This window comes from Acinetobacter sp. YH16040_T (assembly GCF_024605785.1).
Lineage (GTDB): Bacteria > Pseudomonadota > Gammaproteobacteria > Pseudomonadales > Moraxellaceae > Acinetobacter > Acinetobacter amyesii.
Map to the genome: position 1 here is coordinate 1,224,719 of NZ_CP094541.1, position 25,171 is coordinate 1,249,889.

The following is a 25,171-nucleotide window of genomic DNA, read 5'->3' on the forward strand; positions in this document are numbered from 1 at the left end:
CAGTACAGCCTATACCTTTGACTCTGCGATACCATTGGCTGATGGTCGTATAAAAAAGCCATCCCATTGTTTAACAGTGGAATGGCTTTTATTTTGAGTAAAATTAAGTTTAAAAGCGATGCAGAAGCTGATTAATATCGCAGAAATGCTTCTGGTTCATCATCGGTGTGTTGTTGCTTTTTCACTTCTGGTGAAACGGTTAAATGTGGATTGGATAGCTCAAGTTCGTGGATGAGCTGCATGTCAAATACATCTGTGAGCATGCTGTCATAGCGTTGAATGTTGTAAGTGCTGAGCTGTTCAGCTTCAGAGGCTGTAATGAATTTTTGTGCAATTGCATCGACTATATGTGCTTCAAAAGTTAAACCTTTAAATTGGCCTTTAGATTCAGCTTTTTTAAATTGGTTCCACAGCGGTTCAATTTTCAACAATTGTAAAAAGGCATTTTCCATACGACCAGAAACTTCATCTGCTGCAGTGCTGTAATACACGTGCTTTTTCAGTTCTTGGCGGAAAGTATTGTCTAGCATCATTTGAGTGGCAACTTCACGTTTTAAACGGTCTGTCGGTTTGGCAACAACTCGTCCAAACGGAAAGCAGATGATTTTTACTACGCTTGCTGCCAGCCGCATTGGGAAGTTATCAAATAAACCATGGAAAGCTTCTTCAACATTGTACAAAGCTTTATCTAATGCAAGTTGCGCATGTAATTGTTCAGCTTCACTTCTTTGACCTTGTTCATAATATTTAAGAATAGCCGTTGCTATAAATAAATAAGAGTGAATGTCTGCAAGTCGGCCCGAAAGCATTTCTTTACGTTTAATATCACCGGCTAATAGGCCAAGACACATATCTGCAGTCAGCGCGAAATCGGCACTGAATCGATTAATTTTTTTATAGTAGGGGCGGCTAAATTCATCTGCTGAAGCTGGTGAGTCGGATGGGCCACCTGTGAACGCATAAGCAAAGGCGCGTGCAGTTCGGTTAAATGTATAGCCTAAGTGCTTAAAGAGCATTTCATTGAATGTATTGAGTGCAGCGTTTTTATCTTCGGCTTGAAGTAATTGTAGCTCTTCAAATAAATATGGATGGCACCGCATTGAGCCTTGTCCAAAAATCATCAGAGAGCGACTTAGAATATTGGCACCTTCGACAGTAATTGACACAGGAATGGCCTGATAATTCAAAGCTAAAAAATTACGAGGTCCCATTTGCACGGCACGTCCACCGACGATGTCCATGCCATGATTGACTACTTTACGCATGGTTTCAGTGGCATAGTATTTGGCCATTGCAGTCATTACAGCAGGTTTGCCGCCTTGGTTTAAACCACAAGTCACCAAATAGCGAAATGCTTCAAGCATATAAGCATCTGATGCGATATCACTCGAAGCTTCTTGTACACCTTCAAAATTACCTACAGGAATTTTAAACTGCTGACGAACTTTGGCAAATGCACCGACATTTAAATATGCCATTTCTCCAGCTGCCGTTGACAATGCAGGGAGTGAAATACCACGACCGACCGCTAAACATTCCATTAGCATACGCCAGCCTTTGCCGGCATTTTCAATCCCTCCAATGATCCAGTCTAAGGGAATAAAGACATCTTTGCCTTCAACTGTACCATTCATAAACGGAGAGCCTGGATTATGACGTGGACCTGTAATGACACCCTCATGACTCGCCGGTAGCAGTGCACAAGTGATGCCATATTCAGTTTTATTTCTATCTCCCAATAATCCATCTGGATCGTATAATTTAAATGCCAGACCAATGACAGTGGCAATCGGTGCAAGGGTAATCCAGCGTTTAGAGAAATTCATGTTTAAGCCGAGCACTTGTTGTCCCTCAAAGGTGCCATAACAGACGACACCTGTATCTGGAATAGCGCCTGCATCTGAACCGGCTTCAGGGCTGGTGAGTCCAAAACATGGAATTTCTTCACCTTTGGCAAGGCCAGGGAGGTATCGGTCTTTTTGTGCTTCAGTACCATAGTGTAGAAGCAATTCCCCTGGTCCAAGCGAGTTGGGCACCATACAACTGACTGCGGCAGTCAGTGAGCGGGATGCAATCTTGCTCATGACACGGCTTTGTGCAAATGAACTAAATTCACGTCCTCCATACGATTTTGGAATCACCAGTCCTAAGAAACCATTATCTTTAATGAATTGCCAAGCTTCTGGTGGGAGGTCTTTATGTTTATGGTGAATATCCCACTCGTTGAGCATGCTACAAAGTTGCTCAACTTCATTATCAATGAAAGATTGTTCTTCAGCACTGAGCTGAGGATAGGGATAAGCCTCAAATTTTTTCCAATCAGGCGCGCCCATAAATAGCTCTTTTTCCCACCAACTGGTTCCTGCATCCAATGCTTCACGTTCCGTAGTACTCATACTCGGCATCGCATTTGCTAAGGATTTATAGGCAGGTTTGGTGAGCAGATTGAGTCTCAGTGGGTCAATCAGCACGATTAAACTTAAAGCAATTAGAGGGATGCCAAGTATTAATGACCATGGGCTTAAAAAGGCGAGTGCAATTGAAACGAATATCAGTGTTATTGCGCCTACAGCTCGTGAAAGTTCAAAGAAAAAAACGGCCCAAAGAGCAAAAATAAAGAGTACGGCACTGAGTATAAATAGCATTTGTTATGGCTCCAGTGACAAGGGCCAGAGCGTTATGCGTTTAAAACAGCCTACATGCGTTTAAAATGATCTCATCTTTTGTCTTTCTGATTTTAAAGTGCATGAGACTGTCAAAATGGCATCACTCGGCTGGTGAGTATGATTGGACAATTGCGCGAATATAATGAAAGCGCAAATAAAGTGTTATCAATAGATTGATTAATAAATGATCACAACACAATCCCTATCGGGCAAAGAAATGTCACATTACGTAAACTTGGATAATTCGATATATTGGATGAATATTGGATACTGTTTAAGGAACACACAATTTTCGAAAGATCTTATATTGGGAAACGAATTGGGCTTAGTGTGAAAGCCACAAAAAAAGCCCTCAATCAATGAGGGCTTTTAATTTGCGATGTTTTAAATCTTAGTGTAATTAGGCTTCAATCGCTTGAACTGCAATTTTCTTTGCAGGATCAGTTTTACGACGTACCGCAGGCACTGGCTCACCATAGTATTGACGGTCAGCAAAGTAACTTGAACGGACCATTGGTGCAGCCCAAATGTTTTTGAAACCAAGCTTTTGGCCATGTGCAGTGTAACGCTCAAATTCTTCTGGGCTTACAAAACGGTCAATAGGGGCATGTTCTTTAGAGGGCTGTAAGTACTGACCAATGGTGACATAGTCAACATCATGTGCTTTTAAGTCGTCTAATAACGCGATCACTTCTTCTTCAGTTTCACCAATACCGACCATCAAACCACATTTAGTTGGTACATCTGGGCAGTATTCTTTAAACATTTTTAATAAGTTTAGAGAGTGTTGGTAGTCAGAACCTGGACGCATTGCTTTATACAAACGTGGCACAGTTTCAATGTTGTGGTTAAACACATCAGGAGGGCACTCCGTCATGATACGAAGGGCAACATCCATACGACCACGGAAGTCAGGAACTAGAATTTCCAAAAGTGTTTTTGGGCTCAAGTTTCGAGCTTCTTTAATACAGTCAACAAAGTGCTGTGCGCCGCCATCAACTAGGTCATCACGGTCGACCGACGTAATTACGGCATATTTCAAACCTAGATTGGCAATGGTTTCTGCCATGTGACGTGGTTCATCTGGGTCAAGAGCATTGGGACGACCATGCGCAACGTCGCAGAATGGGCAACGACGAGTACAGATATCGCCCATAATCATAAAGGTTGCAGTACCGCCACCGAAACATTCAGGTAAGTTCGGGCAAGCCGCTTCTTCACACACGGTATGTAATTTTTGTGCGCGTAAAGTTGTTTTAATACGTTGAACTTCATCAGGGGCAGCCATTTTGACCCGAATCCAGTCAGGCTTACGAGGCGTTTCAACCGTTGGCACGACCTTCACAGGTATGCGAGCGACTTTTTCTGCGCCACGAAGTTTTACACCCTGTACAGGTTTACGGTTCTCAGACATATTCAACTTTTCCACTGTTTTTGACGAGGAGATATTCAAAAAATTAGCTCGATCATTATAGCGGACTTGAGCTTAAATAGGGGGAAAACGATATTCATATAATAAATGTGGTTATCACATAATATATGTGAGCTAAATATCCAAAAAAGTTAGGATATACGTCATAATACAGCCTAGATTAAAGAATATTTGTAAAGGAGCGTTGAATGCCACGTAAGAAAGAGGTCGTTAGTGGAACTTTCGTGAAATACGATGCGGTAGTTCTGGGTTCTGGCCCTGCGGGTGAAGGCGCTGCAATGAAACTTGCTAAATCAGGTAAGCGAGTTGCAATTGTAGATATGCGTGAACAGCTTGGTGGTAACTGTACCCATGTAGGAACAATTCCAAGTAAAGCATTACGTCAGACCGTTTCAAGCATTTTACGTTACCAACGTGACCCTATGTTCCAAAAAGTCGGTGAATGGAAACAGTTCACGATGAAACAGGTGTTACGTAATGCGCATAAAGTGATTCAACAACAAGTTGAAACGCATTCACGTTTTTATGACCGTAATAAAATTGATATTTTCCACGGCCGTGCGTATATCCAAGATCAAAACACTGTTTTGATTTTTAGCAATGAAGGTATGACGGAAACTTTAGTATTCCAGCAATTAGTGATTGCGACAGGTTCACGTCCTTACCGTCCTGCTGCTTTAGACTTTAATCATCCTCGCGTATTTGATTCAGACAAAATTTTGGATCTGGATTATTCAATCCAAAAAATCATCATTTATGGTGCAGGTGTGATTGGTTGTGAATATGCGTCTATCTTTATTGGTTTAGACCATAAAGTAGACTTGATCAATACACAGCACAAATTACTCAGCTATTTAGACGATGAAATCTCAGATGCATTGTCATATCGTTTACGTGAGCAGGGTGTACTGATTCGCCACAACGAGCAGATTGATCATCTTGAAACACATGATGATCACGTGGTTCTTCACTTGCAAAGTGGTAAGAAAATTAAAGCGGATGCGATTTTGTGGTGTAACGGCCGTTCTGGTAATACCGATGGTTTAGGCCTAGAAAATGTAGGTATCAAACCAAACAGCCGTGGTCAATTAACTGTGAATGATCAATATCAAACTGAAGTAGAGAATATCTTTGCTGCGGGTGATGTAATCGGTTGGCCTTCACTTGCATCTGCTGCATATGACCAAGGTCGTTGTGCCGGTTCTAACATGAGCGGTGAAGAAGGAATTGCACCTGTAACGGATATTCCTACGGGTATTTATACCATTCCTGAAATTTCTTCGATTGGTAAAACTGAACAACAGTTAACAGAAGAAAAAATTCCGTATGAAGTGGGTCAGGCATCTTTCCGTCATTTGGCACGTGCGCAAATTACGGGCGACACCGTGGGTGAGCTTAAAATCTTGTTCCATCGTGATACTTTAGAAATTTTAGGTGTTCATTGCTTCGGTAATAATGCTGCGGAAATTATCCACATTGGTCAGGCCGTGATGAATAGCCCGAACAATACGATTAAATATTTCGTAGAAACCACATTTAACTATCCGACTATGGCGGAAGCGTACCGTGTTGCAACATTGAATGGTATGAACCGCTTATTCTAAGGTTGAATTGAACTTAGAATGTGCAATAAAAAACCCGTGAGTTTCGGCTTGCGGGTTTTTTATTGGTAGAATAAAGTGCATACAAAATATACAGTCAATAAACTCATTATCATCAGCATTTCCGACTCATTTTAGGTAACCCATGACGATCCGTTCAGTGACTATTCAAGGTTTTCGATCTATTCATCATATGAGTCTGACCTTGTCGCGTCTGAATATTGTCAGTGGTCCGAATGGTTGTGGTAAATCCAATCTATATAAAGCTGTACGTCTCCTGCATGAAGCTGCAAATGGCCAATTATCCCAAGCTATTGCAAATGAGGGCGGGATTCAAAAAATCATGTGGGCAGGTGGTCACCGTGCGGGTGATCGATCGAAAGACCCTAAGCGCATGAAGCTTGCAGTGGAGATGGAGCATTATGAATATCAACTTGAAATTGGTTTTCCTGAACCGCTCATCACCTTGTTTGCACTCGATCCTTTGGTCAAAGTAGAAGGAATTTGGTTAAGCGGTTATCAACGTCGAAAAATGAGCGAGTTGTTAGAGAGAACCAACCAAGCGGCATTTCTTAAAAATGTTGATGAAGAACGGATTGCTTATCCGATGTCTTTAACACCTGAAGAGTCGGTGTTTGGACAATTGTCCGATCCACATTTATACCCCGAAGTTTCACAAGTGCGTGAGACCATGAAAAACTGGCGCTTTTATCATGAGTTTTCTGTCAGTGGAAATTCACCGATCCGTGTCCCACAGGTGGGCATTCGTTCGCCAGTTTTAGCGCATGATGGTACAAATTTAGCTGCGGCTTTTGAAACTTTACGTGAGCGTGGCAACAGTGAAACCTTGTTTGAAGTACTAGAAAAAGCCTTTCCGCAGACCCAATTTTATGTGCAGGAAATGGGTGGGCGCTTTCAAATGATGATGCAAAAGCAAGGGATCTTAAGACCTTTGGAAAGTGCCGAATTTTCAGATGGGACTTTACGGTTTTTGTGTTTAGCTGTGGCTTTATTGAGTCCAAGACCCCCAAATTTTATGGCACTGAATGAGCCTGAAAATAGCTTACATCCCGATTTATTACCTGCCTTGGCGATGCTGATTGCCGAAGCAAGCCGCTATACGCAGCTTTGGTTGACCACACATTCCAATGAACTGGTTGAAATGATCAAACAGTATAGTGATGTGCAGCATTATCAACTAGATCAAGTCGAGGGGAAGACCGTGGTCAAGGGCGCAAGCTTAATCGATGAGGATTAGATTATTCCTTTAGCTATAGTTTTTTTGCTTAAGTTTAAAAAGGTAGAAAAGTTAAAAAAGCATAATAGCCGATAAAACTACTTATTAAGCTAAACCAGACTGGCAGCTTGCTGCGAAGTAAAGCAATAACGACGGCAACAAATATAAAGTCCGTCCATTGAATGATGTATTTCTGGCTCATTTGAAATAGTAGATACAGTAATAGACCGACGACAGCTGCATTGATTATTTTTAAGGTGCCAAAAAGCATCGGGTATTTCATCAACTTATTCCAAAACGGTAATAAGCCAAACAATAATAAAAATGATGGTAAAAATATCGCCACAGTCGCGAGTACAGCATTTAAGAGTAGCACATCAGTCATGGGTAAAAGTGTGCCGAGATAGGTGGCGAAACTAAACAAGGGCCCCGGCATGAGTTGTGCAAAAGCATAGCCTAAGTCAAAATTTTCATTACTGATCAGTCCTGTAGAGACAAAGTCCTGATGTAAAAATGGCAAAATAATATGTCCACCACCAAAGACGAGGGATGCTGTGCGGTAGAAGCTTTCTAAGCTGAAAGCCAATACCTTGCTATGTTGTATATCGAAGAATGGCAGAACGAAAAAAGGGCTGATAAAGGCGAGAAGCCATAGCCAAGAGGTGCGAGTATTTTCATGTGCATTTTGGCTAAAACTGTCATGTTTGGGTGGAACTGTTTCGGTGATATTTGGCTTTTGGCTGCGTAATTGATTTGACGATAAAACTAAACCGATAATTGCAGCGCATAAAATTACCAAAACTTGATTTAGAGAAAATTGAAAGAAATAAATAAAAAATGCAGCCAAGAGCATGATCAAATACTGCAGTTTTGTTTTACAAAAGCTTCGCATCATTTGCCAAAATGCCCATGCAACAACGGCTAGTACAATCAACTGAATAACATGAAAGAATAAAGTTGAGAGTTGATTACTGAGTTTTATACTTAAAGTGGCCGCGGCACACATCAGCAGGGCTGAAGGTAAAGTAAAGCCTAACCATGCAAAACAAGCACCTTGATAGCGGTTGAGTTGAAATCCAATTGCCATGCCGAGCTGGCTACTTGTTGGGCCTGGAAGGACTTGAGCCAAGGCAAGCAAATGCGCATATTCATGCTCCGTTATCCATTTTTCTTGTTTCACAAAATATTGAAAAAACAACACCAAATGTGCCGCAGGTCCACCAAATGCAATACACCCTAATCTTAAAAAGGTGAGAAAGATGACGAGGTTTTGTTGTGGTGTGGACTGGCTCATGCGTTACCAATATTTAAAATCAAAAGTAAGGTTATGAATTTCTAAAGGATAAAATTATGAAAGTTAAAAGATCTTAAAGGCTGATTATTGCAGGAGTATGTAAGTCCTGCTTCAAAAATATTTTGAAGTGCTTAGCAGGGAAAAAGATAATTGGACGAAGTGACATAGTGCTGTCCCACATGCACATGGCGTCGGTTTCCGCCGCTGATTAGCATCAGCACATACACATAAAAAATTGTCTAAAAATGACTTCTCCAAAATCAGACACCTTATCAGAAATTTTGAGCGCTTTATTGAAGTGGTTGATGAGTGGCATTGCATCGTTACTTTCAATCATGGCATTTGCAGATGATCAGCTACCTGCTACACAACCATTAGCAAGTTATGCAGATCAAAACAGTTGGCAGGACATTCAGCCCTATCTCCCCAAAGAATACTATTTAGATGAAACGCAGCGCCCTAAAGAAGAGTGGTGGAATTGGCAGGGTCATACTGTTCACTTAGATACCTATCGAAATCCACAGGCAAAAGTGAAGGTGATTCTGTTTCATGGTGTGGGAACAAATGGTCGACAAATGTCGATGATTTTGGGTCAGCCTTTGGCACAGAGTGGCTATGAAACTATCGCTATTGATATGCCCGGTTATGGCCTCACCCAAGTCAAAAAGGGCTCAAAAATTCGTTATGATGACTGGGTTCAAGCAGGCAATGACCTCATTGAAGCCGAGCTACAAAAAGATCATCGTCCTATCGTTTTGTATGGGCTTAGTGCAGGTGGTATGTTGACCTATCACGTGGCAGCAAAAAATAAACAGGTGAAAGGTATCGTCGGTATGACCTTTCTAGATACTTCAAATAAAACCGTGCGTGATCAAGTCTCTTTGAATAAATTTATGAGCCGCGTGGGCAGTCCAATGGCTCATGTGACGGCACATACACCATTATCAGCATTGCCAATGCCGATGCGTTGGGTAAGTAAAATGCATCGTTTGGTGAATAATGACGCAGCATTGCAGGTCTTTTTAAAAGATAAAACATCCGCAGGGAATAGTGTATCGGTTAAATTTTTAGATTCGTATTTATATTATAAAAATGACACGCCACCGGAGCAGTTTGATGTCTGCCCAATTTTACTGACGCAGCCTGAACAAGACCGCTGGACGTCTTTGGCTTTAAGTCAGCCATTTTTAGCACGGATTCACCAAGTTCCAGTCGATGTCGTGCTGTTGAAAAATGCAGGACATTATCCTTTGGAACGGCCGGGACTTGAGCAAATGGTCAATACAATCGATGCGTTTTATCAAAAAGTCACGCAATAATCTGTTGAAAGCATGATGCGTAATTCATACCAAAATAGATATAAAAAAAACCGCCAGAAGGCGGTTTTTTTATTGGGACTTTATCGTGGAAATATTTAAGCAAAATGACCATGTTGAAAATCATAAAATGCCTGACGTATTTCATCTTCAGTATTCATGACGAATGGTCCATGTGCCGCAATAGGTTCATTTAAAGCTTCGCCACTTAAAATAAGCAGTTTGGTTGCTTCAAAAGATTTAAGTTTCAAGGACGATACTTGGTCACTGACATATAAAGTCTGTTTCGCATCAAAGCGTTGACCTTCGATTTCGATCGCGCCACTTAATACAAAAATCATGTTATTCCACTGTGGGTTGAATGAAAATTCCTGTTCAACATTTGCATTCAAGCGCACATCCAAGACATTCATTGGGCTAAAGGTTTCAGCTGCACCCATTGTGTCTTCAAATTGGCCAGCAATGACGCGTACCACGCCTGCATTTTGTGCAAGTTTAACTTCAGCAATATTGGCTGTAGTCAGTTCTTGGTAGCGAGGTTCAGTCATTTTGGCATGACTAGGTAAATTGACCCAAAGTTGTACCATGTCTAAATTTCCGCCAGTTTTGGCAAAATCTTTAGAATGGTGTTCTTCATGCATAATGCCTCGACCCGCGGTCATCCATTGCACTTCGTCTTTGGCAATACTGCCGTGATTTCCTTTAGAGTCAAAATGCTCCAACTCACCTTCATAAACAATGGTCACTGTTTCAAAGCCACGGTGTGGATGTGACCCAACACCACGTTGATGATGACTTGGAGAGAAATGATATTGGCCGGTATAGCCCATAACGAGGAATGGACTGGTTTGATTGCCCATTTCTTGCATAGGGAGCATAGAGTTTGTTGGGAAGCCATCGCCCACCCAAGTGCTACGATCACTATGATAAACACGTTTGATTGAATTCATAATTCAGCCCTCAATATATTGCTTCTGAGATCTATTATTGAGGTATAGTGAGGGAATGACAGGGCGAAAAACTCAACAGATTATTCTAAAAATGAAACAATCATGCAAAATTTAAATGACTATTACTACTTCGTGCAAGTGGTGAAATACCAAGGTTATACCAAAGCCAGTGAAGCATTGGGTATTACAAAATCTAAACTATCACGCCGTATTACAGAATTAGAGACCCGTTTGGGTGTACGTCTGATTCAGCGGAATACGCGAAAATTTACTGTGACTGAAATAGGACAACAGTTCTATTTACATTGCTTAAAAATTTTAGAGGAAGTCAGCGAAACGGAAAAACTTTGTGCTCAGTACGTTGAACGACCAACTCTGTGGCCAGATTAAAATCTCTTGTCCTGTGGCTTTGGTGGAAATGCCTGTTGCAAAAATGGTCACCGATTTTATGCAGCAATATCCTGAGGTCAGTGTGCATCTGATGGCGACCAATCATCGGGTTGATGTCATTGAGGAAGGCGTAGATTTAGCCATTCGTGTGCGTAATATGCCTTTATTGGATAGTGATTTGATCGTTCGAGATTTAGATGCTTGGGATCATGTCTTGGTGGCATCGCCACAACTTTTCTTCGAGCGTGAAATACCACAGCAATTGGCTGAGATTCAAAATTTTCCGTGTATTGGTTTTGATCGGCCTAAACATTTTTGGGATTTCCGACATCGTGAAAAAAGTGAAACCCAACAAATTGAATTTCATCCACGCCTAAGAACCGACAGTTTTAGTGCGATGATTTTTGCTGTAATTTCTGGCGTGGGAATCGCTTCTTTGCCAAAAGTGTTTGTACGTGATGCTTTAAAAAGTGGTGAGTTAATTGAACTGTTTCCTGAATGGCAATTGCCGCAAGGGGTCATCCATGTTGCCTACGCGACACGACAAGGCATGCTGCCGGGTGTGCGTGCGATGTTAGATCATTTAATTTCAGGTTTTAAGGCCTTAGATATAGATCATCCGTAATTTGAGCAGGGTTTTTATTGTTTTAACATTTTAATTATTTGGGGTTATTGCTCAAATACGGATTTTACAGGGTTATTTATTTTTTATTGTTGACATGAAGTTCAACATTAGTATGGTCGTCCTCCTGCTAGGCTAATTCGCTTTAATAAGCGGCGTTGGTCTGAAGGGAAAGGGCGGCGTGAGTGTAAAGTGGCTTGGTTATCCCAAAATACAATGTCACCTTCTTCCCATTGATGTTCATATCGAAACTCAGGTTTCAATAAATGTTCACGTAAGGATGCAATCAATTCACTGCCTGACTGATCATCGTAGTGAACCAATTCCACTTCAGATCGTTCATTTAACCACAGACCTTTACGGCCACTTTCTGGATGGGTACGTACAAGCGGATGTGGATAGGCATGTCCAACAATCGGTTGGTCTTTGAAACGGTAAAGCGGTGTAGCGCCATATCCCGTTGTGCCTTTATTATTTTTGGCACGGACAAATGGGTTGTATGTAATGAGTTGAAGTTGGTCTAAATGTTTTTGTGTCGCTTCATCTAAAGCTTCATAGGCTTTAATGGTGTTATACCATGAGGTTTGTCCACCGTCTTGTGGCAGTTCAATGGCATAGAGTAATGAACCAAAAGATGGCAGCGGAGTCCACTGATGGTCTGCATGCGCAGCCAATTCACCATGTCCAGTATAGTCACCTTTGCCGACTGCATTTGAAACAGGTACGACGTCTGGTGGTGTACCGGTATCATCTTGTGACGCTAGCACAGGAATATCTGCACCGGGACGGAAGATTGAACCGAAGTAACTTGCAAATGCGAGATACTGTAAATCATCTAGACTTTGATGTTTGAAAATTAAAATTAGGTGTTCTGCCAGCGCTTGTTTTAAACGGTAGATGGTTTCACCAGACTGGGCTTTACGCGCATCTAAACCATAAACCACAGCCCCTAAAGCTTGGTCATGTTGCGTTTCAATACGAATTTCATTGCCATCTTGAAAATGTTCTGCTTGATGCCAACGCGGAGCATCATGGATGGCTTGTGAAAGTTGAGTTAATGCGGTCATTTCATAAGTTCTCAAATTGTTCTTTATTGAGACTTAATCTATGGAAGAAAGCGCAGGATGGAAAATTAAAAAATAAGCTAAGTTTATGAAAAAACGTATGATTAATACTAATATGCTGAAAATGCAGCTTTTATTGAATCGTGTAGAAAATAGCTAAAAAACTGCTGTTGTAGTGTTGATAAAACAGCAGTTTGAATTGGAATTATTGCTTCAATACGTCTTTAATGTGCACAAAACGCTTGGTTAAAGTATTCGAATAATTCAGGCGTTTGGCTCCATAAGCCGATGGACAATGCCAACAAGGCCAGAATACTGATGCCAATACTGAGCCGGAACCACAGTGTTGAATTAGTCATGAATGACACTTTCCTCATTAACCATGAAATGTACCAATACTCCAAAAATACTCAGGACAATCGAAAAAATCCAAATGGCATTATAGTTACCGGTTATATCGTGGTTCACACCACCCAACCAACCACCAAAAAATGAACCGACTTGATGAGTAAAGAATACGATACCACTTAGCATACTGAGATATTTAACGCCAAACATATTGGCTACAATACCGTTGGTGAGCGGTACGGTAGAAAGCCATAGTAGACCCATAATGACGCCAAATGCATAGATTGTCCATGTGCTTAAAGGCAGCAAAAGAAAGGCAATAATGGCAATGCCACGTAAACCATACAGTCCCATTAACAGCTTTGGTTTGGAATATTTGCCACCGAGCCAACCTGCTGTGTAGGTGCCGACAATATTAAACAGTCCAACGAGCGCTAGGAAAATAGTGCCTGTAGTGGCATTAAAGCCATGATCGATTAAATATCCCGGAAGATGGATGCCAATAAACACCACTTGGAAGCCACAAACAAAGAAGCCAAGTGCTAAAAACCAAAAAGGTTTGTGATTTTTTGCAATGACCAAAATTTGTTTAAAAGTTAAAGTATTTGGTCTGTGTGTGCTAGCTTGGGCGGATTGATAGATAGGGGCTTTAAGCATCAATGCGAGTGGCATAATCAAGGCAATGAGTATTGCACTGACGATAAGTGCTGCTGACCATCCGATGCTTTGAAGAAGTAATAAGGTCGATGGCAGCATAATAAACTGACCAAATGACCCTGCAGCACTGGCAATACCCATAGCAAGACTACGTTTTTCAGGTGCAGCAGCGCGACCAATAGCAGAGAGTAAAATGGGAAATGATGTGGCTGATAAAGCCAAACCTAAAATTAATCCTGCACTGATATTCAACATGAATCCAGTCGAACTGACAGCCATCAACAGTAAGCCAACGACATAGAGTAAACCACCTGTCGCAACCACAATGCGACTGCCATATTTATCAGCAAGTGCACCAGTAAAGGGTTGTACTGCACCCCAAATTAAATTTTGCATGGCAATAGCTAAACTAAAAACATTATGTCCCCAATGGTATTGTTCACTCATTGGTACTAAATACAGACCAAAGGCATGACGAACACCAAGTGAAAGTGCCAAAATAATTGCAGCACCGATGAGCATATAGATCAAAGGCTTTGAAAATTGGCTCTCTGACATCATTATTCCAGTTATTTATAAATCGTTGTTATGTTAGTCGATTCAAACAGGTGAGGCGATAAAATTAAAATTTATTGAAAGATAAAAATTAGTTATATTTCCATAAAAAAACGGCTGACGCCGTTTTTTTATTTACTCGTAGGTGAGATATGGATTAGAAGCGCATACCGACACCAGCATAGACTAGGATAGGATTAACCTCGATGTCTGCTTTAGATTCAATTAATTTCCCATAAGTCGGATCTGAAACAGTAATGGTTGTTTCATTTTTTAGATGAGCATAAGAAACTGAGCCTACAGCAAACCATTTATCATTAAAGTCATAGGTAAACCCAGCAGTAACAACAGGTGCAAAGGCATCAGTTGCATCTAGTTCCACTTTGGGTTTTGCATTTGGATTGGGACTACCATCTAGTGCAGCCCCAGCTTTATTATCAAGAATATTATAAATCATGTGACCAGCTGCGATGAGGTCTTTTTCGGTTTGTGGATTAATTTCAAGTTCATTGAAATAAGCATACATAAGACCCAATCCGACATATGGACGGAATTTGTTAACACCAGTTTTTCCGAAATGGTATTGGAACTCAAATGCAGGCGTCCAAGCACGTGCCGAAGCTGCAGCACCATGTGCTTCTAAATTAGTAATAAAAATATCATTGTCTAAATTTATGGTACCTACAATTGGTTTAGCAACAGCACTAAATGGAGCATAAATTTTACCTTTACCTTGTAGGTCAACTTTTGGAGGAACTCCAGCTTTCATTTCAAAGGAAATGTTATCGGTAAAGAAATAATTGGTCATAATCCCAAGTGTGGTTACGTCGTCGGCTTCAAGACCTGTACCAGGGTTATCCCAAGATTCTAAACCATAGATTTGTGCTGAACCACTCATAAAGCTAGGAAGACTACTATCTGGATTGAGTCCATTAATTAAATTTACGAGCCAATTAGCTAATCCACTAGAGTTCTCTACTCGATTGTCTATGACCGCTTGAGTTGAAATTTGTCCAACATCAGATTGAATACCTTCATAAGCGGCTGTTTTGACGTTAAATGGTTGTGCCTTACCCTGAGGCATAACATGTAAAGCACCAACAGAGACAGAAAAACGTTTGAAGCCATCGCCATCTTTTAAACTAAAATATGGTGAGTCTGCATGACTGAGCATAGGTAGGGCAGCCATTGAAGCAGCAATGCACAATACACTTTTTTTCATTTGAAAGGACTCCATGTCCGTAAATTGATAATAATTTTTCTAAGTGCTCATTATTCAAAATTAGTGCGTAAAAAATGTTATAGAAAACAAGAATAAACGTAATAGTCCTGTAACATTTTTGATGATTTGTATTATTTGAAGGCTTTAATTAGGTATTTGTGTAAAAAAATCTAACTTTTTTGAAATTTAGAAATGGTTCTATCTATTTGTAAATATTCAATATTTATTGACGTAAGTGACAGTGTATTGGTTGAATTGGGTCAATAAATTAGTTTAAAACGACCATATTTAAAGCAGTTTTTTGTGCTGTTGTCCTCTATAGATATAAAAATTCATAGCTAATTATGGAGTCTTTATATGTCAATCGAGGCTAATCACTCAAAGCCTTTTACACCAAAACCATTTTTTTTGTACAATAGCGCCAGATTCAATTGAGTTATTCGTATGAGTACGCAAAACCCTCCCAAGAAAAAGGCTTTAGTTAATTTGCCTTTTCCGATTAAAAAAGCTGAAGATAATGCTTCGGATGAAATCTTTGAAGATATGCGTCCTAAACCTCAGCGTTATGCTGACCGTACTTGGATGCCACCACGCGGTACACGTCGTTCGATGGGTAAGCGTTAAAAGATTTAAATAAAAAAGCCATGGTTCAAACCATGGCTTTTTTATTGCAAATGATTGATGTTAATTGCGTATTTCAGACTGAATTCTACGGTCTTTATTGAGATAATACTTTTTCTTCTGACGATATATGTCAAGATCAGCACGTTTAAGCATATCTTCCATTCGCTCATTCAAAGTATTGGTGGCACAGCCAATCGATATACTCATCGGTTGATTAGAATAAAATTGGTTATCGACCAATAACAACTCATTCAAACTTTGTAAGCAGTTTTGCAGTGCTGCATCATCTGCACCCGGTAATAGAATGACAAATTCATCACCGCCAATGCGCGAAGCAGAATAGGGCGTATGCTGAATAAGCTGGTTTAAAATGTTGCCCAGACGTCTGAGGATACTGTCACCAGCATCGTGCCCAATACTGTCATTGAGTTCTTTTAGTCCATTTAAATCAATAAAAATACAAGAAACAGGACGCAATTGATTGCGTTCGAGACGATTGAGTTCTGCGATATAAAATGAACGGTTATAGAGTTTGGTCAGAACGTCATGCTTACCTAAATATTCAAGATAATTTTCAGCCTTTTTACGTGCGGTAATATCAGTCAGCGCAACCTGCACGGTGCTCCAGTCATCGAGATAATCGGGAAATACGGTAAATTGCAGCAAGACGTGGCGGATACTGCCATCAAGTGCATAATTTACGGCTTCACGTTGATGATGTAGATTGCCATTCCAAAGTTCAATCAACTGTTCTTTAAAGGTTTGCAGCATTTCTTTGGCAAACACTTTATGTACATTTTTGAGCAATATTTCTTTGTTTGGAGCACCAAATAAATCAAGCGTGGCTTGATTGACGTCAACGATCAGTATTTCTTTAATGCACTCTTGTACAAAATCGGGATGAACATCCAAAAAAGTGACAAAGTCTTCGATTTCTAAAGCGCGTAGCTGATCTAATTTGATTTTAATCCGGCTAAAATCTTCGACCCAAAGTGAGGTCGGAGAATAATGAAAGCGTGCTTCTGCCAAATGACGACTTTGTTCTTGTAAACGGCAAGCTTCAGTATAAGAGGTGATATCTTCAGTCGTAATTAAGACGGCAGATAAATCCTGCTCATGACTCGGTAGCACAATGCCTTTGAGTTGAATGTCTAGGCGTTGTCCAAGGAGCGTATAGTTCACAGCAGAATGGGAAAAATGCGTTTCACCATTCCACAATGCAACCAATTCTCTAATATGTGTTTGACACATCTCCGCCTGAAAAACTAAATCAGGGTTTTGACATAAATGTTCAAAGTCACGTGCTTGATAAAGTTCCAACGTTTTTGTGTTGACCTGTAAGAGTTTTATTTTTCTCGCACATTGCAGAATACGTGATTCATCTTGTTGAAGAAAAGTGGAGAGATCCTGCACACCTTGCTGACGCCAGAGATCAAATTGTTTTTTGACTTCACTGTAATCTTCAAGCCACATGGCAATGGGGGATAGCTCAAAAAAAGGAGAATCTAGCATGTCTATTTTATGTGCTCGTCATTCTTCATGATAATTACAGCATGTAGTATAAGATGAAAAAAAATGATATTAAAATAATGTGATATGTAAAATAAACTTTATTTTTAATGTGACTTAAGTCGCTAAAAACCATTAATCAACCGTAGAAAAAAAGCCAATATGGACATTGGCTTTTTGGGTGTTTCAAATGTGGTGAAAAGAGCCTTTAGCGGCTGGCTTTACGGGCTTTATTTTCAGGCTTTGGTGCAGCGATTTCACGTTCAGCTTTCCAAACATCGATGAAATCTTTTTCATTGATATTGTACAGTTCAAGTAGGGCTAAAATGACGCCGCCAAACATCATCGGGCCTTCAGAATTACTTTGAAACTCAAATATTTTCCCATTCAGGGCATGCAAAATATCTTCAATTTCAAAAATACGGTCACGACCATTGCTATCTGTCGGGTACATTTGGGTATTCAGCACAATTTTCGCAAGACTTTTTTCATTATCTGTTAAGGCCAGAACATCAACCAATTCATCTGCCGAAGGTGCAAAAATTACCGAGTCTTGAAAAATTGTATGTAGAAGTTTCGAAGTAAGTTTAGGTAAAGCTTTTTCAACGAAAGGACGGAATGAAATTGGAAAAATAACATTTCTGGAAATCCCCTTAAACATGGGAGCAATTTCTTCAACTTTATAGCCAGCGACACCACAGCCAATCGAAGTAATGAAATATTTGGTCTTCGGATGATTCTTGGTATAGATTTTAAAATCATCAACATAATGTTGAATCTGAGACAATGGCATTTGTTGTAAATGCTCATTCATTGTTGGAATAGCAAAACTTTGACCAGCCCATCCACGACCAATACCATTCATTGCACCAAAATGCTCTAGGGCAGTACGCGCTGCACCGCCAGTATGTTGACCTGCCATATTGCTGCCAAAAACAAAAATGGTATCTTCAGCTAAGTTTTTAACAATACTTTCGTCATGATATTGGTAAGTCATAAAGTTTGATCTGTGGCGTCCTTTTGTTCATGTTGCAGGTGAAATTTAGCTAGGTCAAGTATCAATCTGGGTTAAATGAACGCTTTACCTATGAGTTTTTTAGCCTAAAGAGTTTCTTTGAAAAAAATTGGCTCAATCAGGTGATTTATAATTTTGAAGTTGACGAAAAAATCTAGAAACTCATACTAAATAAAGATTACTTCTGTCTGTAAGAGACTTTGGCTTTTTACATAAATTTAGCGTTGTTTTGTGCAACTTTGCCCTCATAATAAAGCCCTATAAAAACTGTTGAAGAAGAGTGTGATGCAGGAACAGCCTTTTGAACTGGTAACACAATATCAGCCCGCAGGTGATCAACCTCAAGCGATTGAGAAATTGGTTAAGGGGATTGAGAAAGGAATGCATGACCAGTTGCTCTTAGGGGTAACAGGTTCGGGTAAAACCTATACCATGGCAAATGTGATAGCTCGCACGCAACGTCCAACGATTATTATGGCGCATAACAAAACTTTGGCTGCGCAGCTTTATGGTGAGTTTAAAGCCTTCTTTCCGCATAATGCTGTGGAATATTTCGTCAGTTATTATGACTATTATCAGCCCGAAGCCTATGTGCCATCTTCAGATACCTTTATTGAAAAAGACTCATCGATTAATGATCACATTGACCAAATGCGTCTTTCGGCAACCCGAGCATTATTAGAACGTCGTGATGCAATTATTGTAGCGTCAGTTTCAGCCATTTATGGTCTAGGTGACCCGAATGCCTATATGAGTATGCTTTTGCATATCGTGGAAGGTGACCGTATCAGCCGTGATGACATCATTCGTCGTTTGGTGGAAATGCAATACACCCGAAATGAACTCGAATTCCTACGTGGCACATACCGTATCCGTGGTGAAATTATTGATATTTTCCCTGCAGAATCGGATCAAAATGCCATTCGAATTGAGTTGTTTGATGATGAAGTTGATTCAGTTCGATGGTTTGACCCATTGACGGGCAAGCTAGTCCGTAAAGTGCCACGTATTACGATTTATCCAAAGAGCCATTACGTGACGCCTAAAGATAACTTGCAGCGTGCAATTGGGACTATTCGAGAAGAATTAACTGAACGACTCGGCTTTTTCCGCGCCAATGATAAATTACTCGAAGCACAGCGTATCGAACAGCGAACACGTTATGACTTAGAGATGATGCAGCAGCTTGGCTATACCAATGGTATTGAAAACTACTCACGGCATTTGTCAGGTCGTCCCTCAGGTGAAGCACCTCCGACTTTGTTTGATTATGTACCTGATGATGCTTTATTAATCATTGATGAATCGCACGTTACCGTTCCGCAAATTGGGGCTATGTATAAAGGTGACCGTTCACGTAAAGAAAATTTGGTCAATTACGGTTTTCGTTTACCAAGTGCGCTCGATAACCGGCCAATGAAATTTGAAGAATGGGAGCGGATTATTCCTTCGACCATTTATGTCAGTGCAACGCCTGCACATTATGAAATGGAAAAGTCTGAACAAGTCGTTGAGCAAGTGGTTCGACCCACAGGTTTGGTCGACCCTGAAATTGAAATTCGTCCAGTGTTAACGCAAGTGGATGATGTATTGTCAGAAATTAATAATCGTAAAAACTTAAATGAGCGTGTATTGGTTACGACATTAACCAAACGTATGGCAGAAGATTTAACTTCATATTTGAAAGAATATGGTATTAAGGTCGCTTATTTACATTCTGATATTGACACTGTTGAACGAACTAAAATTATTCATGAATTGCGTTCAGGTGTATACGATGCAATTGTTGGGATTAACTTGCTGCGTGAAGGCTTAGATATGCCAGAGGTGTCTTTAGTCGCCATCTTAGATGCTGACAAAGAGGGGTTTTTACGTTCTGAGCGTTCTTTGATTCAAACCATTGGTCGTGCAGCGCGTAACTTAAACGGTAAAGCGATTTTATATGCAGATCGTATGACCGACTCCATGCAAAAAGCCATTGATGAAACGGATCGGCGTCGTAATTTACAAATCGCCTTTAATCTTGAACATGGCATTACACCACGTAGTGCTGTACGTCAAAACGTTAATGATATTGATACTGGTGAAGTGCTGACAGATGATGAAATCGATGCAAAAATTTCAGATCAGGCCAAGGCATTAACTGCAGATGAACGTCATTTGATGTCGGATCCAAAACTTCTGGCAAAACATATGAACAAGCTGGAAAAAGAAATGCTGAAGGCATCGAAAGATTTACAGTTTGAACAAGCCGCTCGATTACGCGATGAAATCTTGCGTTTAAAAGCACAGATGATTTCATAATTTTGTTAGACAAGATGCGGAATATTGTTTGAATGACATACATAATTCAGACAAGAAAATGATTTTTAGAGCAATTTTTTCCGCTAGAGTAAAAACACGAGAGAAAGAATTACTTAATTTTCATCGAATATTTTGCATCGAAATGAGGCATAAAAATGACAACAACGAATCTTCCGAAAGCTGGTTTTAAACTCGCAAAAATTGCACTTGGTGCAGCAGTGTTAATTGGTTTGGGTGCAGCCACAATGGCCTATGCACAGACGAAACCGTTACAGACTGTGGAAAAAGTCGAGCTCGATCGTTATTTAGGTATGTGGTATGAAGTAGCTCGTAAGCCTATGGTTTTTCAAAAAAGCTGTGACCGTGATGTGACTGCGGTTTACACGCTAAATGAAAATGGCAACATTAATGTAAATAATCGCTGTGTATCTAAAGATGGTACCAAGAAGCAATCAATAGGCGAGGCATTTGTACAAAATGCACCGTTTAACTCGAAATTAAAAGTTAGTTTCTTACCAGAAGCCATTCGTTGGTTGCCTGTAGGGCGTGGTGATTATTGGGTACTCAAAGCCGATGAAGATTATCAAACAGTTTTGGTGGGTGAGCCACGTCGTAAATATATGTGGGTTCTTTCTCGTTCGGCTCATCCAGATCAGGAAGTGATTCAGGAATATTTAAATTATGCGCAATCTGTTGGTTATGATTTATCAGATATTATTCATACCAAGCAGACAGTGAAACCTAAAACCTAAATAATTGAACAAATGCTAAAAAACCATGCCTGTGCATGGTTTTTTATTTGCTAGAATGTCCAGGTGAGAAGCTTGATTGATCAAGCAAAATATCAAGATTATGTAGTCATTTTGACTGGAGTGAAAGATGTATAAAGGCGTTGCATTGTCTGTATTGGCATCGGTCACTTTCGGTATTTTGTATTTCTTTACCATCTTTTTAAAACCTCTAGATAGCGAGCAAACTTTTGCATGGCGCATGTTGGCGACCTTGCCATTTTTAACCTTATTTATGTGGTGGATGAAAGATTTAAACAAAGTCAGTGAAATTTTTTGGCGTGTGGTCAAGCAACCGATCTTTCTCATTTGGTTAATCATTAGTTCATTTTTATGTACTACACAGCTTTGGTTGTTTTTGTGGGGGCCAATTAATGGCCGAGGGCTAGAAGTATCTTTAGGGTATTTTCTATTACCCTTAGTGATGGTTCTGGTTGGATGTGTACTGTATAAAGAAAAGCTGTCTAAATGGCAGATGGCTGCCGTGGCATTGGCAATTTTAGGGGTCGGTCACGAAATTTGGCGTATTGGCAGTATCGCGTGGGAAACTGTCTATGTCGCTGTGGCTTATCCGATTTATTTCTTTTTACGTCGTACCTTTAAAACCGATCATTTGGGTGGTTTTTGGTGGGATCTTTGCTTAATTTTGCCTGTAGCCTTTTATTTAGGATTTATTCATAGCGATAGTTTAGCGCTGATGTCGTTATTCCCGTATCTGATTTTGGCGGTTTTAGGACTGGGTTTTCTGAGTGCGCTTGGCTTAGGTAGCTATATGTTGGCGAGTCGTTATTTGCCATTTGTGATTTTTGGTTTGTTGAGTTATTTAGAACCCGTGTTGTTAGCTTTTGCATCCATCGCATTGGGGGAGCGAGTAGAAGCCGAAGAATGGCTGACCTATATTCCAATTTGGGGTGCGGTATTGTTATTGGTGATAGAAGGTGTTTTGCATCTGTTTAAACAAAAGCAAAATGAACGTGCGCTAGCAAAAAATGTAAAAGCGTTAAATGATCGAATCGATTCTTAGACTGAAAATATTGGTACGGTAAATTGATCAGTTCACAATTAACACTTGCTGTTTTTTAAGAAAATCTTAAACTTAGAAAACTAAAACACGCCATGATTCAATTTATTGTTTAGGAAGAACAGCATTGAATGATGGTGTACAAAAATATTTATTTTAGATAAAAATAAACTGAAATCGATAAAAGATCGATTAAAGAACCAAGATACAGGAAGCACTCAGTGGTTGTCCCATTTCATCAAAGCGCTAAACTTTTACAGCTAGAGCCTGTGTTGGATCAGCATTGGCGGAGTATTGTATCTGAAGTATGCACTGATCTTGATCAATCCAATTTAGCACAGATACAGCAGGTGTTATCGCAAAAAGGTATTCGTTGGGAGTCTTCATCACAGTCGTATCAAAGAGATGTACCGATGAATTTGGGCATGCTGATGAAAGTACTAAAATATGATGTCATGCGTGAGCATGCACAGTATTTGGCAACACAGCTCGAAGAACTTCGAACATTGACAATGAGTATTCAAGTTGCGCAAAAATTAGAAGAAAACCTAGCCTATATCAATAAAATAGATGCCGAAGAAGATTTTGAATTACAGCATGAAAAAAACGTATTACATCGGCATTTCATTTTAAATGCTGCACAAATCATCCGTGAAATGGATTTGATTGCGCCGAGTGATGCACGTGAACTCACTGCCCAGCAAGTCAAAATTTTCTTGATCGAAATTTTCTTAAAGTCACATATGTTGGGGCAATTTTTTGATGCCACTATCCCGAAATCGTCTGAGATTTGGCAACATCCGATTTTTAAATACTATTTAAAGCGTGAACAAAAAACGAGATATTTACAAATCGTACAAACATCTGAGTTTATTTATATTTTGTCGCCTGATTTAGATTGGACGACGCAGTATTCCGCTACACGGTTTTTATCGACAAAGCACAATGACGCTTTAGCAGACGACGTTTTTGATGGGGTGGCCATAGATTTAACTACTGCTTTAGAGAATCAGCAAATAGAACAATTAAAAATTCAAGTGTCAAAGCTAGCATCCATTGCAGGTTTTATACATTTAGATCTACAAAATTTAATGCAGCAACTCCATATACGGGTAGATAAGCATCTACTTTTGATGCTGCATGTAGAGGATGCCACTCAACAATTGGCGACGGTTTTACCTGCTTTTGAGCAGCAGTTCAATGAATTGATTTTGAAGCCATTACATCAGACTGTTCAATTTCAACTAAGTGAGCAGATACAGCATGATTTTGTCTTTTTTCATTGCATGCAAATATCTCAAAAGCTCATCACGAGTCTAAATGTCTTGAGTAGTTGCCCTAAGTTTGAGGCAAGTTTGGAGTTGAAACGACTGCGACTTCAACTACAGGCTTGGCAAGTACTGTTGTTGAAACGGTGTACGCACATTTTTAATGTTCAAAACGAAGATGAGTGGGAGTTTCATCATCATCAGTCACAGCAAATTCATACGGCGCTGAAGGCGCTCTTGCAGTCGGTCGATGATCAACAGAAGATCTTTGCTACAGAAGCAACTGTAGAAAATATGGGTACCCATGGCGCGCATGTTGGATTTTCCAAACGCATGACGAAAACAGGGGATTATGAAAGCCTTGAAGCCGATGCTTTAAAAGCGCAGCAGCAAAAAAAACGACAAACTTATATGCAGGTTTTAATGTTGCTGAAGGAACATGCGTCACAGCTCGTCAATCTCGATTTTGAGCCATGTGAAAATGCCTTAAACGTGCGATCTTTTAGTGATCAGAGATATTTTGCGATTAGTGCTGGAGAGAATAGTTTAAATGCACTTCCGAAAATATTAGAGCTGAGTGCAAATTTCTTTGATTTTAATCTGGAAAAGTTTGCTGAGAATCTGAAAAATTAACAGAATTTTAAATATTGATCTGACTTTAAAACTAATGTTAGGCAGTAACATTAGAGGCGTAATTTGATTCAAATAAAAGAACGATACGCGGTAATGTCATCCGCAATTGTCTGAGATAAGGTTACTTCTAATAAAAAATGTTTTTGCGATACTTTGAATAAATTGACGGTAGTGAACGAGTTTTGCGGTGAGGAGCATTGCTCCGCAAGATTGTTTCCTTACGAAGCATGCTTCTCATTTTGCCAAATGAGAAACAACGTTTCGTAAGAGTACCTCCAGCTGAAGGCTAAACCCTTGATTCAAACCTCAGATGTAAGACTCCGTCGAATAGTTTTAAAAATCATTTAAAAATGTGAAATTATTATTACGAGCTTAACATCAGTAAAAATACTATAAATTGAGCAAAATAAAAAAACAGCACAATTTGAAAAATATAAATATTCGTTCATCTTTGAGCTAAATGTGCTGAGATCTGGTTGATAAAACTACATTTGAAATTTTGTGACAAAAATCTGCGAAAAAGCCGGTTTTTCAACTTTCGGCTATAAAATCATAATACTAATCATGATTATTTTGAAAATTGATAGTGAATATATAACAAAATAACCTTGTCGAAATCTGCTTTTAGATTCATTAATTTTCAGTTTTCCATTAC

The 25,171-nt window shown here is 39.8% G+C and carries 20 protein-coding genes; 10 read left to right on the forward strand and 10 right to left on the reverse strand.

Annotated elements, in window-relative coordinates; genetic code table 11:
• Positions 1 to 131 precede the first annotated feature (131 nt).
• A complete protein-coding gene (locus MST16_RS05985; RefSeq protein WP_180010434.1) occupies positions 132 to 2,645 on the reverse strand; it encodes an acyl-CoA dehydrogenase in 2,514 nt (837 codons plus the stop codon).
• A 421-nt stretch (positions 2,646 to 3,066) separates the two neighbouring features.
• The gene (lipA, locus tag MST16_RS05990; protein ID WP_180010433.1) at positions 3,067 to 4,080 is read right to left on the reverse strand and encodes a lipoyl synthase; all 1,014 of its coding nucleotides are present in this window, start codon (positions 4,078 to 4,080) and stop codon (positions 3,067 to 3,069) included.
• Positions 4,081 to 4,286: 206 nt separating this feature from the next.
• Between lipA and sthA the strand changes: the two genes are divergently transcribed.
• Together sthA and MST16_RS06000 are read left to right on the forward strand one after the other, a co-directional pair.
• Positions 4,287 to 5,702 (forward strand): Si-specific NAD(P)(+) transhydrogenase, encoded by a 1,416-nt coding sequence (gene sthA, locus MST16_RS05995; RefSeq protein ID WP_078190237.1) that lies wholly within the window; start codon positions 4,287 to 4,289, stop codon positions 5,700 to 5,702.
• A 142-nt stretch (positions 5,703 to 5,844) separates the two neighbouring features.
• Complete coding sequence (locus tag MST16_RS06000) at positions 5,845 to 6,957, forward strand: AAA family ATPase (protein WP_180010432.1); 1,113 nt, start codon at positions 5,845 to 5,847, stop codon at positions 6,955 to 6,957.
• 34 nt (positions 6,958 to 6,991) lie between these two features.
• Here the strand turns inward: MST16_RS06000 and chrA are convergent, their stop codons facing one another.
• On the reverse strand, positions 6,992 to 8,230 hold the full coding sequence (gene chrA, locus MST16_RS06005; RefSeq protein ID WP_180010431.1) for a chromate efflux transporter: 1,239 nt from the start codon (positions 8,228 to 8,230) through the stop codon (positions 6,992 to 6,994).
• Between the two features lie 335 nt (positions 8,231 to 8,565).
• Here chrA and MST16_RS06010 point away from each other — a divergent pair, with 335 nt between their 5' ends.
• Complete coding sequence (locus tag MST16_RS06010; protein ID WP_257224603.1) at positions 8,566 to 9,549, forward strand: alpha/beta hydrolase; 984 nt, start codon at positions 8,566 to 8,568, stop codon at positions 9,547 to 9,549.
• Positions 9,550 to 9,644: 95 nt separating this feature from the next.
• Here MST16_RS06010 and MST16_RS06015 read toward each other — a convergent pair whose 3' ends face one another.
• Positions 9,645 to 10,496, reverse strand: coding sequence for a pirin family protein (locus MST16_RS06015; protein WP_180010429.1), 852 nt, complete (start codon positions 10,494 to 10,496; stop codon positions 9,645 to 9,647).
• A gap of 102 nt (positions 10,497 to 10,598) precedes the next feature.
• Between MST16_RS06015 and MST16_RS06020 the strand changes: the two genes are divergently transcribed.
• Together MST16_RS06020 and MST16_RS06025 are read left to right on the forward strand one after the other, a co-directional pair.
• Positions 10,599 to 10,886, forward strand: coding sequence for a LysR family transcriptional regulator (locus MST16_RS06020; protein ID WP_257224599.1), 288 nt, complete (start codon positions 10,599 to 10,601; stop codon positions 10,884 to 10,886).
• Positions 10,846 to 11,511 carry a LysR substrate-binding domain-containing protein gene (locus MST16_RS06025; RefSeq protein ID WP_257245699.1) on the forward strand — a complete coding sequence of 222 codons (666 nt, stop codon included), beginning with the start codon at positions 10,846 to 10,848 and terminating at the stop codon, positions 11,509 to 11,511. The genes MST16_RS06020 and MST16_RS06025 overlap by 41 nt, the downstream gene beginning before the upstream one ends.
• Positions 11,512 to 11,618: 107 nt before the next feature.
• Here the strand turns inward: MST16_RS06025 and MST16_RS06030 are convergent, their stop codons facing one another.
• From MST16_RS06030 to MST16_RS06045, 4 genes are all read right to left on the reverse strand, one after another.
• On the reverse strand, positions 11,619 to 12,575 hold the full coding sequence (locus tag MST16_RS06030) for a TauD/TfdA family dioxygenase (protein WP_180010428.1): 957 nt from the start codon (positions 12,573 to 12,575) through the stop codon (positions 11,619 to 11,621).
• Positions 12,576 to 12,796: 221 nt separating this feature from the next.
• Positions 12,797 to 12,931 (reverse strand): hypothetical protein, encoded by a 135-nt coding sequence (locus MST16_RS06035; protein WP_257220694.1) that lies wholly within the window; start codon positions 12,929 to 12,931, stop codon positions 12,797 to 12,799.
• Entirely contained in the window at positions 12,924 to 14,135 is a 1,212-nt protein-coding gene (locus MST16_RS06040) for an MFS transporter (protein ID WP_218946149.1), read from the reverse strand. Before MST16_RS06040 ends, MST16_RS06035 begins: the two co-directional genes overlap by 8 nt.
• A gap of 154 nt (positions 14,136 to 14,289) precedes the next feature.
• Positions 14,290 to 15,354, reverse strand: coding sequence for an OmpW family protein (locus tag MST16_RS06045; protein ID WP_180010427.1), 1,065 nt, complete (start codon positions 15,352 to 15,354; stop codon positions 14,290 to 14,292).
• 444 nt (positions 15,355 to 15,798) lie between these two features.
• Here MST16_RS06045 and MST16_RS06050 point away from each other — a divergent pair, with 444 nt between their 5' ends.
• Positions 15,799 to 15,978 (forward strand): hypothetical protein, encoded by a 180-nt coding sequence (locus MST16_RS06050; RefSeq protein WP_078190224.1) that lies wholly within the window; start codon positions 15,799 to 15,801, stop codon positions 15,976 to 15,978.
• A gap of 60 nt (positions 15,979 to 16,038) precedes the next feature.
• On the opposite strand, the gene MST16_RS06055 is transcribed toward MST16_RS06050, so the two are convergent.
• Entirely contained in the window at positions 16,039 to 17,496 is a 1,458-nt protein-coding gene (locus MST16_RS06055) for a sensor domain-containing diguanylate cyclase (protein ID WP_180010478.1), read from the reverse strand.
• Positions 17,497 to 17,695: 199 nt separating this feature from the next.
• Positions 17,696 to 18,484, reverse strand: coding sequence for a hypothetical protein (locus MST16_RS06060; RefSeq protein WP_180004931.1), 789 nt, complete (start codon positions 18,482 to 18,484; stop codon positions 17,696 to 17,698).
• Positions 18,485 to 18,784: 300 nt separating this feature from the next.
• On the opposite strand from MST16_RS06060, the gene uvrB reads away from it, so the two are divergent.
• From uvrB to MST16_RS06080, 4 genes are all read left to right on the forward strand, one after another.
• On the forward strand, positions 18,785 to 20,806 hold the full coding sequence (gene uvrB, locus MST16_RS06065) for an excinuclease ABC subunit UvrB (RefSeq protein WP_168379183.1): 2,022 nt from the start codon (positions 18,785 to 18,787) through the stop codon (positions 20,804 to 20,806).
• 155 nt (positions 20,807 to 20,961) lie between these two features.
• Positions 20,962 to 21,558 (forward strand): lipocalin family protein, encoded by a 597-nt coding sequence (locus MST16_RS06070; RefSeq protein WP_180010426.1) that lies wholly within the window; start codon positions 20,962 to 20,964, stop codon positions 21,556 to 21,558.
• 127 nt (positions 21,559 to 21,685) lie between these two features.
• Entirely contained in the window at positions 21,686 to 22,618 is a 933-nt protein-coding gene (gene rarD, locus MST16_RS06075) for an EamA family transporter RarD (protein WP_078191878.1), read from the forward strand.
• A 218-nt stretch (positions 22,619 to 22,836) separates the two neighbouring features.
• Positions 22,837 to 24,516 carry a hypothetical protein gene (locus tag MST16_RS06080; protein ID WP_180010425.1) on the forward strand — a complete coding sequence of 560 codons (1,680 nt, stop codon included), beginning with the start codon at positions 22,837 to 22,839 and terminating at the stop codon, positions 24,514 to 24,516.
• Positions 24,517 to 25,171: the final 655 nt, after the last annotated feature.

What these genes read in the sequence shown, in the direction of transcription:
- MST16_RS05985 (WP_180010434.1), bottom strand. Translation starts at nt 2,645, where the DNA reads ATGCTATTTATACTCAGTGCCGTACTCTTTATTTTTGCTCTTTGGGCC.
- lipA (WP_180010433.1), bottom strand. Translation starts at nt 4,080, where the DNA reads ATGTCTGAGAACCGTAAACCTGTACAGGGTGTAAAACTTCGTGGCGCA.
- sthA (WP_078190237.1), top strand. Translation starts at nt 4,287, where the DNA reads ATGCCACGTAAGAAAGAGGTCGTTAGTGGAACTTTCGTGAAATACGAT.
- MST16_RS06000 (WP_180010432.1), top strand. Translation starts at nt 5,845, where the DNA reads ATGACGATCCGTTCAGTGACTATTCAAGGTTTTCGATCTATTCATCAT.
- chrA (WP_180010431.1), bottom strand. Translation starts at nt 8,230, where the DNA reads ATGAGCCAGTCCACACCACAACAAAACCTCGTCATCTTTCTCACCTTT.
- MST16_RS06010 (WP_257224603.1), top strand. Translation starts at nt 8,566, where the DNA reads ATGGCATTTGCAGATGATCAGCTACCTGCTACACAACCATTAGCAAGT.
- MST16_RS06015 (WP_180010429.1), bottom strand. Translation starts at nt 10,496, where the DNA reads ATGAATTCAATCAAACGTGTTTATCATAGTGATCGTAGCACTTGGGTG.
- MST16_RS06020 (WP_257224599.1), top strand. Translation starts at nt 10,599, where the DNA reads ATGCAAAATTTAAATGACTATTACTACTTCGTGCAAGTGGTGAAATAC.
- MST16_RS06030 (WP_180010428.1), bottom strand. Translation starts at nt 12,575, where the DNA reads ATGACCGCATTAACTCAACTTTCACAAGCCATCCATGATGCTCCGCGT.
- MST16_RS06035 (WP_257220694.1), bottom strand. Translation starts at nt 12,931, where the DNA reads ATGACTAATTCAACACTGTGGTTCCGGCTCAGTATTGGCATCAGTATT.
- MST16_RS06040 (WP_218946149.1), bottom strand. Translation starts at nt 14,135, where the DNA reads ATGTCAGAGAGCCAATTTTCAAAGCCTTTGATCTATATGCTCATCGGT.
- MST16_RS06045 (WP_180010427.1), bottom strand. Translation starts at nt 15,354, where the DNA reads ATGAAAAAAAGTGTATTGTGCATTGCTGCTTCAATGGCTGCCCTACCT.
- MST16_RS06050 (WP_078190224.1), top strand. Translation starts at nt 15,799, where the DNA reads ATGAGTACGCAAAACCCTCCCAAGAAAAAGGCTTTAGTTAATTTGCCT.
- MST16_RS06060 (WP_180004931.1), bottom strand. Translation starts at nt 18,484, where the DNA reads ATGACTTACCAATATCATGACGAAAGTATTGTTAAAAACTTAGCTGAA.
- MST16_RS06070 (WP_180010426.1), top strand. Translation starts at nt 20,962, where the DNA reads ATGACAACAACGAATCTTCCGAAAGCTGGTTTTAAACTCGCAAAAATT.
- rarD (WP_078191878.1), top strand. Translation starts at nt 21,686, where the DNA reads ATGTATAAAGGCGTTGCATTGTCTGTATTGGCATCGGTCACTTTCGGT.